6 protein-coding genes are annotated in these 13,157 nt (G+C 57.8%); all 6 read right to left on the minus strand.

The window, feature by feature from the left end; genetic code table 11:
• Positions 1-218 precede the first annotated feature (218 nt).
• Positions 219-4,307, minus strand: coding sequence for a fibronectin type III domain-containing protein (locus tag ACKUUJ_RS09000; protein WP_409065345.1), 4,089 nt, complete (start codon positions 4,305-4,307; stop codon positions 219-221).
• Between the two features lie 555 nt (positions 4,308-4,862).
• On the minus strand, positions 4,863-5,561 hold the full coding sequence (locus tag ACKUUJ_RS09005; protein WP_409065346.1) for a hypothetical protein: 699 nt from the start codon (positions 5,559-5,561) through the stop codon (positions 4,863-4,865).
• Positions 5,562-5,563: 2 nt separating this feature from the next.
• On the minus strand, positions 5,564-6,133 hold the full coding sequence (locus ACKUUJ_RS09010) for a hypothetical protein (RefSeq protein ID WP_409065347.1): 570 nt from the start codon (positions 6,131-6,133) through the stop codon (positions 5,564-5,566).
• Positions 6,126-11,651: a hypothetical protein gene (locus ACKUUJ_RS09015; protein ID WP_409065348.1), complete on the minus strand. Its 5,526-nt coding sequence runs from the start codon at positions 11,649-11,651 to the stop codon at positions 6,126-6,128. The genes ACKUUJ_RS09010 and ACKUUJ_RS09015 overlap by 8 nt, the downstream gene beginning before the upstream one ends.
• 3 nt (positions 11,652-11,654) lie before the next feature.
• On the minus strand, positions 11,655-12,302 hold the full coding sequence (locus ACKUUJ_RS09020; protein WP_409065349.1) for a hypothetical protein: 648 nt from the start codon (positions 12,300-12,302) through the stop codon (positions 11,655-11,657).
• A 91-nt stretch (positions 12,303-12,393) separates the two neighbouring features.
• A complete protein-coding gene (locus ACKUUJ_RS09025; RefSeq protein WP_409065350.1) occupies positions 12,394-13,104 on the minus strand; it encodes a SipW-dependent-type signal peptide-containing protein in 711 nt (236 codons plus the stop codon).
• Positions 13,105-13,157 lie beyond the last annotated feature (53 nt).

Below are 13,157 nucleotides of genomic sequence, written 5' to 3' on the forward strand. Positions count from 1 at the left end.
ATTTTCCGGTTGAGGCTCGTTGGGAAAGTGCGTCCCGGTCTGGGCGCTCAAACTGGGATGGATTTTCCGGATGAGGGCTTGACGGAAAATGTGTCCCGTTCCGGGCGCTAATTGTGGGATGCAGTTTCCGCTTGCGGAGTCTCCACTCAACAGAAAACCCGGGTGGCCTGTTTTTTGGCTACCCGGGTTTTTGGGTTGTCGATATGTTCGACTGGCTACTAGTGGGTCTTGCGGCGCTTGATCAGCATGATGAGGGCTATCACTACGAGCGTTGCTCCCGCTGCTGCTGCGGTGGCGACTAGGGCGAATGTTTGGTCGCCGGTGTTTGCGAGGTTCTTCGCTGTGGTCGTAGTCTTGACCTTGGTGTCGGTCTTAGCTCCGTTTTCGGACTTGGGCTTGTCCGGGTTCGTCGGGGTCTCAGGAGTCTCGGGATCCTTTGAGCCTTCGGAGTCGGTGGGGCCGGCAGTGTTTACCAGCGTATGGTCCAGGAACTTCTTGGCGCCCGCGCTTGCCTGCGAGAACAGGCGGCGTGTGCGGATCGGGGTGGCGTTCACCGTTGTGGGCGCCGTCTCCTTGGGCGCGATGTTCACCAGCGTGATGCCAGTGTCGAGGCCCACGTCGTTGTATCCCACGTGGCAGTAATACTGCGCACCGTCATCGTCTGCGGTCAGGTCAATCTCGAGCTTTGAGGCCGTTCCAGCCGCGAGGTTGCCATCGGCACCCACGAGCTTAAACTCTGTCTCGCCGCGGCCCTTGCGGTACCACATATAGGTCGGTGCCAGCCCTGTTTCGCTATCGTCGGCACCGAGTTGCTTCACATGGACAATCGCCGAGAGCGTCAGGTGACTTCCCGCCGTGCGCTCAACCGAAGAGTCGTATCCAAGATCCGACCCCTCCGCAGCAACCGCCGCAGGTCCGCTCACGGTCATCGTCATGCCATCGGGCATGGTCTTGACCGTGATGATTGCCGAGCGAATACCTGTTTCGGTCGTGGATCCATTCTTAACGGCGGCGATGGCGAATCGATACTCCGTATTGGGCTGCAGCCCATCCCACTTGAGCGAGGTCTGCGTGTTGTCGGCAATCTTCCAGCTATTGACGACCGCATCCGCCGCATTGCTCTGCAGCATGCCCACGCCGTAGCTAAAGCCACTCTTGTTTGCGAGCACATCGTCCCAGCTAAACGTAACGCTGATCGAATCGACGGCGTTTGCCGTAAAGCCCGTCACGGCCGGCGCGTCGGGCATCTCGACGTCCTTAACGTCATAGCCCACGATCCAGAACTGGTCGGTGTCCTTGGTGCCGAGCTTGTCGCCCGAGTCTGCCTCGAACTTGTCGACATCCACCGCGTTGACGCCCAGACGCCACACAAAACCGTACTTGCCCTGCGCGGCCTCGGGCAGGTTGTCGACGGTGCCGCCGTATTCGGTCGATTCACTCGAGGAGTTACCCGTAGTAAAGCCGGCGTTGGCACCAAAGCACAGGCCGCCAAACAACTCGTGCTTTGCGAGCTTCGCGCCCATGACAACGCTGCCGTTCAGCGTCAAGCCGAGCTCGAGCTCCTGCTCCTTGCCCTCCTCGACTTCGATGGTCTGCTCAATGCTCGCCCCCGACTGCGCGGCGGCGCCGTTAAACCCATCGTGCGTGTAGGCGCGCGTTACGCCAGGCTTGCCCAGGCCAAAGGAATCCCCAACGGGAGTCTCGCCGTTGAGCGTCGTTTGATAGGTTCCGGGTTCTCCCGACCGGTTGGTCAAAAAGTAGCTGAGCGGCGTCATATTGTGCTGTTTGGCAATGCGGTCATAGGCCTCGACATTAACGACCGAGGTCTGCGCGCCGAGCGACACGGGCGCCGCCATCACGCCCTTGCCACCAGTTTCCTCATTTTCGATCTCATACTCGTAATAGACCATCGGAATCGTGTAGAGCACGGCCTTGTCACCCTCGCCGGCATGCGACTCATAGCTTACGCTTGCGCTGACCGTGCGCTCGCTCCGGTAGTCATAGCATCCCTCGGCGGCAAAATCGACTGAAGCATTCATCGCGACCAGGGGCGGACCGGTCTGCACCTCGACGGCAACGCCCAACTCGGCGCCAATGGTATAGCCCTGGGATGTCCCCGTGCCCTTTTCCTCTCCGTATGACGTGCCGCCCAACACCAGATAGCCGTATGCCTGCTCCAGATCCTCAACATAGGGCGCATCCTGCAGCACGGCAAGCACGCGCGGGTTGGTATAGACCTTGTAGCGGTCCTTGTACGTGATCTTGACGCTGTCGTTGTCGACATCGGGCAGCGCGAGCGAGATAAATGTGCCGTAGGTAGTGCCGCGACGGTTGCTCTCGCTAATCACCTGCTCCTCGCCGCGGCGCACCTTTCCGTTCTCGTCGAGCGAAAAATGCGAGGCGGTCATCCAATAGTAGTCATCGTTCTTGCGCAGGTCCTCGTCGCGGTGCTTGCCCACCACGGCGATAAAGCTCTCGTTATAGCGGTCCGAACCCGAGACGCTGCCCGCCTTGACGTCGCTGATCCACACCTGTTCTATACCCTTGTGGTCATGCTTGTTGCTGCTGTTGTATTGCTGACCGCTCATGCTCATGGTTCCGACCATGGACCCCAAGCCCTGAGCCCCGCTCTGCGCCGTGTTGCAGGCAAAGTCGCGGAACACATCGCCGCCCACGAGCACCTCGTCAACCGCCAGCTGCTCGGACAGGCCGTCAAGGTTGGCAGTGGCAAGGGCAATAGGCGCCAAGGTGCACGGATAGCGCTTATCCTGAGCGCTATCCTTCCATGCGCTGTTGGGCACATGCATCAGCCCATAGGAGGCGAGGAGCCCGTCTCTGTATTCCTTACAATCGGAAAGCTTGAACTCGCCAGACTCCGAGTCAAAATACGCGTAGCGGTACAGCGCGCCGTACAGCCCCTTGCTGCCGTCAGAAGCGCCGTAATCAAAAGCGCTGCGTTGCCAGTCATAGCCCGCAAGAATAAGGCCCGTGACGGTTTCACCCGTCTTCTTTCCTTCTTCATCGTAGGCGGCAAACGTGCCGAACGTCGCATTCGCAGCGACCATGGTCTTGCCGTTCGCGGAGAGGGAGATTGCGCCCGCGTCGCCCAGAGCATCGACATGGACGAGCGCACCCTTGGATGCATCCCACGAAAACAGCTCGCAATGCGTCGACTTATCAATATTCTTCTTGCCGTAGGGTGCCGAGACCACGATGGCGAGGTCATCGCAAAAATCGCGATCGAGGTCGCCGGCCGCTAGCGAAACGACAGGAGCTGACTGAAGCTGCGTCCAGGAGTCGTTCCCGCCCTTGTTGTGCGTGGTGTAGTCCGCGGCGTTACCGGCATCGATCTTGACGACGCTTTGCTTCCAGTTGCCGCCCTCCAAGTCATACATGTCGACTACAGCCTTGCGCACGCCGTTCTCGTCGACATAGCAGCCCGCGTAGACAAAAAGCTCGTCGACGCCGTCGCCATCGACATCGCCCGCCTCGACATCAAAGACGGCGTCGTGCTCTTGCAGGTAACCGGCATCCAGGTACTTAAAACGGCCTTCGTGCATCATATTAGTGTTGACCGTCACCGGCAGGTGTGTGTCGAGAGTGCGCGTACGCCCGTTGCTAAACGAGTAGAGGACCAGCTCAACCTTTCCGGCGTATGACTTGCCGTCAATCGTCGTGGAGGAACTGTCGCCGTAGGCACGGAGCTCGGCAACGCGGCTCTTTTTGCCCGTGCTGGCGTCGCTGCAGAACTCAACACTCGTGGCGTGAATGCCCGAGAAACCGTTGTTGTCGTTGGCGAGTACTGTTGAGGACTCATTGTTGCTTAGGTACGACCAGGTGCCGCCACCGTAGTCGCTATGCTTGTAGAGATCGCTGTTCGTATCGAAGTTGTTGACGTTTTGCCAGAACTTTGCGGCGCCCCACACACTTCCATAGCCATCGGTGAGTTTGCTGCTGCCGCCAATGTCACCGCGCTCGACGTTCTCGAGCTTGTCGCGCAGAGTGTAGCGATTGCCATGGCTACCGTTAGCTGCCATATAGACCTCGCTGCGCGTGGCAAACGTCGTGGGGGTATCAGTGGAATAGGGGCCAACGGTATCGGCCGGAATGTCCTCGCTCGTGCCCAGACCCAGGGCTTGATAATCCTGCTCGGTCATATCGGTGATTGCGGGCGCGTCTGCCGCCTGGGCAACCTGGGGCGTGGCCGTGAAGCAGGCGACGCTCGTGGCGATCAACGCAGCAAGCGCCGCCGTCCCAACAAGCGGGATTTTCGACAGCCTACGGATACGGGGGTGTGGAACGTACATGAGGGACCTCGCTTTATTCGAGTGGAGTGGACTCATTTTTGCAAATGATACATCCGATGCCCGATATCACGTGTCTCATTTTCGCCAACGGCGTGTCTCATTTTTGAGAATCCGAGATGCCGCGGAAATCTTATCCCAGCTCAAAGGCCATTTCTGGGATGTATTTTCCGTCGAGTGCCTCAACGGGAAACTACGTCCCATTCCAAAGGCAAATTCCGGGACGCATTTTTCGAAAGCCTGCCCATCCGGAAAGCCCGTCCCACTTTGGACGCATCCGGGCACGGAACCATCGACCTATCAGGCCTCCCATCAATAAAGAGGCGTCCTCCCGGGCGTCGGGGCACGAAGTTCATCGCGAGTTCCGCACGCAAAGAAGGCCACTTAATGTGGCCTTCGTCTTGCGCAGGACTGTAGAGCAGGGAACTTCGTGCCCGCCGCCCGGGGGGGGCGTTGCGTTTAGAAGATGGATCCAATGTGCTCTCCATGCGAGCAGGACTGTAGAGCAGGAAGCCTAATATTCCGCCGCCGGGCGGGCGAAACATTTTAAAGATGAACCTAGCGTTTATTCCTTCGGGACAAGATCAGCGCAGCCATGAAAACGATAATCGCTAGCGTTAGCAGCGTCAAAAGCAGAGCGAGCGAGCTGTCGCCCGTCGCGGCCAAGCCAAACAGACTGGACTTTTTGGAGCCAGCGGGCTGCGCGGGAATTGTTTCGCCATCGTCCTCGGCGGTGATCTCCCAGCGAATGCTCTTGCTCGCGTCGGCAAGCTCGTTGCCCACCGACGTCGGGACACTTAGTTGCAGATTGAGCACCGTGCTGCCATCGCTCGTGAACGTGGCGACCTGCGTGGGATAGGCGAACACGCTGCCCGGCGTTCCCGTCTGGAGCCAACCGTCAGACGCATCGCCAGCCGACGCCGTTAAGGTAATGGGCGACAGCAGGTGTGCCGTCTCGTGATCGACAACGGCCCGCACAAACACGCGTACCTGGGACTTTACGCCCGTGGCACGAACCTCGATCTGCTGCTCGCGTGCATCGCCGGGCATTAGATCTTTAAAGGCGGGAAACAGATCGGGCTCCCCCGAGGAGCCCGTCGCCCCCGTTACCGTCAGCTGGCGCGCATTTCCGTCATAGGCAATCGCGGGAGTATCGGCAAACGCGCGGGCGGGAACGGCGAGCGCGACCACGCAGAGAATGGCCGCGACCATGCAACGCAAGGAGCGCGTAACGCCTTTGCGAATCGGGAACGCCATACTCACGCACCTCCATGCGGCGGCACCAGCACGCCATCATTGACCGTACAGTTCCATGCCTCGGTGACCGCATCGTCGGGCGTGGACTGAATCGCCTGAGTCGAAATGTCGACGACTAGGTTTTTACCATCTGCCTTCTTCTCGGACACGCTCTTGATGAGCACGCCCGTCTTGCCGAGCGGCGCAACAGGAGACGTCCAGTAGTAGAACCCGTCGCTCGCAAGAACCCAAGACGAAGGGCTGTTAGTGGCGGCGGCATCGCCTTTATCGCCCCACTCAATGGTGTAGTCGGTGCCGGCAACCGGCTCATCCCACAGGCGCGCGCCATCCTTATCCTGCCAGTAGATATCCACCGCAACACGCAGGTATGCCGGAGCCGAGCCCGTGTTTTTTACCGAGACATCCCTTTTCACGTTGTCCTTGAACGTCTCGTCCACCGAAGGCGCCACCGAGCCAAAGCCAAACTCGTTGACCAGCACGCCCGTAACCGAAAGCCACGCAAAGGTGCCGACGACGCCGGCCAAAAGGAGGACGCCGACAAGGAGGGCAACGATCCGCTTGCGCTTAGTCATCCTTGTCCTCCCTCCTCAGCGTGCCGTTTTCCCAAACATTCTTGGCACGCGAGCCGCCATCGACCCATTTGTCCTTCGCGCGCGTGTTGACGCACGTCACCACCGCATCGCCCGCGCTCGAAGCAGACGAAATCGTCAGCTCGGCAGATTTACCGGGCGCCTTGCCCGGCGTGCTCAGCTCGCCCTCGTAGCGCCATGCCCAAGCCGTATCTTCCTCGACGGTATAGAAACCCGACGGCGCGGCAAATTGCACGCTGCCGACATACCAGGTCTCACCGTTTTCCTGCTGCCGCTTATCGACCTTCACCTCGGCCACGCGCGTCTCGGGAGAGGCTCCCTCCGCCGTCTTCGTCACCTTAAAGCGGAACGTCTGTCCCATGGCACTAGCATCGGTGGTCTTTTTGACGATCGTCAGCGCATGAGTCTGGTCAAAGTTGAACACAGCATTGCCGTCGCCTTGCTCCCCTTCGCCCGTCGTCTTGGAATCCAGGCGGTTGGCCAAGTCGAACGAACCATTACCCGAGCCCAGGCTGTAGAGCGAGACAAGCTTGCCGTTTACGGGTTTCTCCGTCACGGATGCATTGGGGCCATAGCTCGCCTGCTTAACCGTGACAGTCAACTGCGTTCCCATAAACGGCTCGGCAAAGCAGACCTTAAAGGGTGCTTTGTCGGCGCTGTTGTCGACTGTGTTGGCGGCGTTGGGATCGAGCAGCCATTTAAGCTGCGCGGTGGTCATGGTTACGTGGTTCTCGGGGTCGGATGTATCCTTGGCGACCACGCGATACGTCACGGGATACAGGTCCATGTCGCCCTTAACCGGCTCGTCCTTAAACTCATCCCAAGACTTCGCAGTGCCATCGGCAGGCACATATCGCCACTCAAGGAAGAGTTCGCGCACGCCACCGCTAGTAGCCGTCTGTTCATCGAGCAGCGCGACGATCTTGGAGTGGGCGTCCGGGTCGTATGCCACGGACTTTTTCTCCGTCTCTGGATTGCCGTCGTTGTCATAGACCGGTTTTCCGCTCTCATCCATCTTGGGAACATCGACGTCGTGAACGAAACCCGCGCACGTCGCCCGCCCGTCGCCCGAGTCGACCGTCGCCGTAAAGATGACCGACCCGTCGACACCGTGATAGCGCACCTTATGCGGCGCGATCTTGTACACCGCGGTGTAGGTCACGCTCTTAAAAGGCTCATTGCCCTCAAGGGGATACTTCTCATCGTCAGTCATTAGGCTGTACTGCCCGTCATTGACATAGTCGCGCGACCAGCCGACAAAGTCGTACTTGGTGCCGTCTTTGTCAACAACCTCGGTTGCAGCTTTTACCTCCAGCGAAATCTGATCGCCAGAGTCGGTGCGCGAAAGGGAGCGCACGGAACCGGGGTTTTCCAGATTGCCATCGATATTCGATTGGACCTTGACTGCACTGGGGCGATAAACCGGATATAGTTCCATAGGTGCCTTGACCACGGTGTTTTTATTCACCATGGGAAGGCCGTCCGACCAAACGACATAGCCGCTGCCAACTGCCGGTTTGGTTTCCGTCCAGCCCGCGAACACGTTGTATGCATTCGTTGCGGCATCGATGTCGCCAATGTTATACGTTGGCAGCGGGATGCCGTCCTTAAGGCTGCCGAGAGAATCGCCCTGCTGAGCTACCTTACCGTCCACATCCTTGGCATTGAGATGGTACACGACCGCCAACGGCGAATAGTACGCCACGAATGTATAGGTCCCGCCGGGCTCCACCGGATAGGAATACGAGTTACCGCCGTTAGGTTCGATCTCCTTAACCTCGCCATTCGGAAGTTCGATTTCGACCTTATTCAGCTTGTATAGCTCACCGCCGGACTTGTATACCGTAGTTTCGATATCAGGGGTCACCGTTGCCGTAGCAGGATCGGTACCCGCGTTGATAACGGGAGCGATGTCGTGCTTATCGTACTTAGGCACATTGACCTTGTCCGTGCCATCAAAACCTGCGCGGTGCAGGTTGGTGGTGTACCTAACGTCGTACTTCGCGTACACCGGATAGGCATCCTGCCACTGGGTGACCTTAAAATCTGGTTTCACCAGATACGGTTCGGCCTTATCCGGGTCAGAAGTGGTGAAGGAATCGTCCTCGACATCGTAGATATACTTCCAGACGTCAGAACCCTTCTGGACCTCGGCGGTCGAAATCCAACCCAAGAACTTATATCTCGGATCCGGCTCGCCCTCAGAATTCAGCACAGCCATTTCAGTATCGGTTGGAGAAGACTCGAGGGTCAGATTAGGATCTGTAATTTGGTCGCTGTCCCCGCCGGAATTGTTATCAACCGTAACATCTGTATGGATGAATGGATACTTGTACGTGTACTGGGGATCCTTTTCGTCATTCTTCTTTTGGAGCAAATTACTCTCGTAGCGACGTGTCGTTTCCTTGTAGACCGTGCCATCTTTCTTATAAAAATCGACACGCGTCGTCACCATCGCACGCATGCGGTATTTCGAAGTGTAATTGATTGAAGCCTTTACGGTGTTCTTCTTTTCAGGAGTATTGAGATATGTCCATCGACCGCCGATTCTCTCAAGCGTCCAAAACTTCAAGCTATAACGATCGCTAGATGGCTTAAACGTGTACTGCAACGCATTAATAACCTTTTCCTCGTCAAACGTTCCAGAACCTGGGAAATCTGTATCCACAAGGACATTCTTTAGGGTATCCGCCCCCGTATCGTTTCTCACGTTATGCGAATATGCGCTCATTGGGGCCACGATTAGCGTATTGTTGTCGTAGTACCCCTCTGCGCACGAGCCCTCCTTATAGGCATTCTTATCGCCATGATTAACGTGCTTGGAACCCCAGTGCACCACGTTCTCTCGAACATAACTTGTGCCGACCTGATCGTTAAACGGTGTTTCGTACTCGTTCCATACAGAGCAAAGGAGTTCCGAGTTCGTGTATTCATCGTTCGCGTACGCGCGGACGTAATAATCCACACGGTACTCAAAGCGAGCGGTGTAGGTGTGCGGGACGGTCAGATCGACGCTGGCGGGAAGCTTATAGCTTGGGTCGCGGCTTACGCGCACCTCGACCTCGGACCCATCTGCATTCTGCTTGTTTTCATACCAGCCCAAGAAGCGATACCCTTCGGGCAGCTTGCCGTCCTCGGATATAGCTTTGCCGGATACGTCGAGCACCTGCACGGTATACGTGCTTGTGCCATCTTTTGCAGTCTCAACCTTAACGTTAGTTTTGCCCACACCGTCGCGCAGAGTCTTATTGTCGATTGCGTCCTGCTCATTGCCTTCGAACACCGTCATGATGTTCGACACGTAGTCGCTGTACACCGGATAGAAGTCGGTTGGACGGACAACGGTGATCTCGCTACCCGCAGGATAAAAAGCTCCCTGATTTTTAAGATCGGCTAACTGAGTCGAGGTGATGGCGGCATAGGCGCCATTCATGCTCTTATTGGCGTTCGGCTGCGTGGTCCATCCAATAAACGTCGCGGTTGTCGACAAGCTGCCACGATCCTCGGGGGCAGCTGGCGTCAAACCGACGCCATAGCGGTACCAATCCGTCGACTTGTCATGCGCGACACCGCTCCGGTAATCGAGCGTCTCGCCCTTAACGTTATAGAACAGCACCTGCGCCTCGTATGAAGCGATAAAGAGGTCATTGCCCTTGAAGCCCTCGCTCTTGGCATGGTCCTTGCCGTTGTCGGCAGTGTAGCTCGAGGACGCCTCGTGCTTCGTGTTCTTCTCGACACGCTTGCCGTCCTTAACAGCAGCAGCATCGGTCTTACCGTCAAACCAGCTGTTGTCTTGGTCAATGCGATTCACACGCACATCGGGCTCGCGGAACCAGCCCATAAAGCGGTAGCCGCCGTTCGCCTCGCTCAGCCCCGCGGGCTTTGCGGAGGTTTCCTGCCTGAACGTTACCGACGTATCGCCCTGAGCTAAGCCCTGTGCCGTTCCGGCCAGCACAGCGCTCACCGCAAAGGTATACGGATCCGTGGTCGCCTGATCAGTACCAAGTTTGGTCGCCTCGATTGTCGCGGTGCCCGCGCCGGGAAAATCAATCGTCGCCTTAACGCTCTGGCCGTGCACGGGGATATTCAGCTTGTAGTCCATCGCCCACTCATTGGTGTGCTGGCCACCCAGGGCATTGTCGTTATCAGTCGAGCGCATGGTACCGGCACAGAAATCGTAGTCGTGCTCTTCCCACAGCTCACGCGTGGTGTAGCGCTCGTCATCCCACGGACCGTAGCTGTCGCCCTTGGTGGTGCCGTCGCCGCCAAACGAAGGTATCTTTTTCTTAGCCGCAGTACCCTGGCTGCTGCCGCTTAGGCTCACGCTCGGCTTAAAGTAGCACTCGGCGACCGTGGCGTCGCCCTTGTTGGCGCGCGCAGCAATACCGCCCAGGTTCACATCGTTTTGGATGATGGGAATCACGGCGATGGGGTTGTACTGGCGCGAGCTCAAATCGCCGGCGAAATGGCTGCGAGTGATTTCATTACCGCTTTTAGACAAGATGCGGCCTGCAAGACCGCCCGTCCAAGCGCGCGTTACGGAGACAACGCCCACGTAAGAAGCAGCATAGCTATAGCATTTCGCCGTTGAAAAGCAGTCAATGACTTTAGCGCCTTCTGCCATGCAGCCCACAAAACCCGAGGCGTACACGTTGTTGCCGCCCAGGGCGCCAATGGCCACATCGTATTTATTGGTAACGTCGGTCATGCCCTTCTCGGCAATCGAGCCATCCTCGTTGCGCGTAGGCGTCACGCGGCAATACTCGATGGTCGAGTTCTTAACGTAGCCGGCAAACGCCGCCATATACAGGCCCTCGCCACCGATTGCCTGTACGCCCGAAGTCGTGTTGTTAACGGCGCGGCCACCACGGACCTCGCAGTTGTAGAGGGTGCAACCGTCGAGCTCGCCGGCAATCAGGCCCCCCTCAAAACCCGCATTGGTAATCACATTGAGCATGTTGTTGGCACACGTAACGTGCAGGGTGCTCTCCATGACCATGACGTTTTCGAAGTGAGTCTTAACCGCCTTGCCCACGATAATGCCGCCACGGAAGTCTGCCCAAATGTTAGCGTCCTTAACTAGGAAGTTCTTGATGGTGGCGCCATCGGTCTCGGCAAAAAAGCCCGTATCGCGCTCGGGATCCAACATATTGTTGGCGTAGTTAAGACCCGTCACGGTGTGGTTTTGGCCATCGAAGACGCCCCTAAAGGGATAGTCCTTGTTGCCAAAGGAGAGGTGCTTGACCGTATTCGCAACAATGGCGTTCATATCTTCATCGTTAAGAACGATATCGTTATCGAGATAGACGCGCCACTGCGACGTGTCGCGTTGACGCGACAGCGCGACGCACGCCAGGAAGTCGTTCCTGTTTGTGATATGGAATTCGGTCTGATCCTCGGCATGCGCTGCCGCCGGCAGCGCCATAACGCAGCAAAGGGCAATCGCCGCGACGGCAATCAGCCTGTTGAGCACACCTCGGTTCACGATCTTAATCTTCATGGGCTAGTTCGCCTCCGGCCAGCCCGCGACGTCAAGCACGTCGAGGACAGAATCGTTTGTCTGCTGGTTTTTGGCCTGCACGGCCTGAACGTCGATATCGAGTTTGAATGAGCCGCCGCGCGCGGCATCGTGGTAGTCGCCCACAAATCGCAGCGAGTCCATAAGGCTCTCCGTCATGACGCCGGGATCGAGCACACCCCCGCGTCCGGCAAGGCCGCGATAGTAAAACCACCCATCGCCACCATCGACCCACGGGGAGCCATCGCCCGCGCTCACGTTAAAGGCGACGTTGTCCGAGGCATCCGCGGTCGAGCCGTCAGACGCCACCGACGTCATGCGCAGACGTGCGCGAACATACTCGGGCTGTGCGCCGGCATTCTCCACGCGCACGATGCGGCTAATGTCAGAGCCCGTGGCCTTGGTGTCGGGATAGTCCCCGTGCTCGTTGGCCTCAAACGGAATCTCTTCGCCTTGCTCGTTTAGGGTGTATTCGCAGACTCGTACCTTCACGCTGCCAAACGATAGGACGTTGTTCGCCGGAACCATATCAACGGTAAAAGCCAGCGTGCCACACAGGCACGCCAGGGCCAACAGCGCAATCGCGGCAAGCGCCAAGGTGCGTTTCTGATTGTCGGAAAGATTGTTGAGCATTATGTTCGCCAATCGTCGATCAAAGGAGAACCGAGATCCCGACCCGAATATAGGGGTTGGGGAGCGGGTCGGGATCTCGGTGGAAGGGGGATTACTTCTTGGTCTTAGCCCAGGCCTTGGCCTGAGCAACAGCGTTGGCGGCAGGAGTAGCCTCCTCGCCCTTCTGGCCGTCGCCGAAGATGTAGGCGGAAACCGTCATCTTAGGAGTGGTGGCAACCATAGAGCCCTCCAAGGTGCTGGGGAACACAACCTTGCTAAAGAGCTCGCCGGTGTAGACATCATCGGAGGCATCCTTGGCTTTCAGAACGGCAGGAACGCCAGTCGTGGAGCCCTTGGCATACATGAACAGGCCGCTCAGATACTTGCCATCGGCGGACGTGGTCACCTCACCATCGACCGGCTTCCAGTTGTCGTTGAGGGTGAAGTACGGGGTGCTCGCGGGAGCGGCGGTGTCATTGACCATGGCGTTCTTCACATAGATAAACACGTAGGCGTCATCGGAGCCCTTCTTGACGCCGACGTTGGGGTTCTTATCGGCAGTTGCGCCGGGAACGATCTTGGAGTCGTCGACCCACTTGGTCTCGAACAGGTAGGCCTTGCCAGTGTTCGGATCATTGGGTTTCGGCTTCTCGGGATTGTCCGGATCAGGCTTGTTTTCCGGGTGGCCAAAGCTACCAACCGTAAACACGTTCTCCAGCGACTGCGTGGCCGTCAGCCATGCATAGGTGCCCACGCCGGCAGCCAGTACCAGCAGCAGCAAGGCGGCAATGATGCCGTAGCGCTTTTTCTTCTTGTTTTCCATCGTTCTCTTCCTTTCGAAAATCGACTTCCCCGGCAACGGCCCTTGCCGTTGCC

This window comes from Collinsella sp. wc0583, from assembly GCF_046116915.1.
Lineage (GTDB): Bacteria > Actinomycetota > Coriobacteriia > Coriobacteriales > Coriobacteriaceae > Collinsella.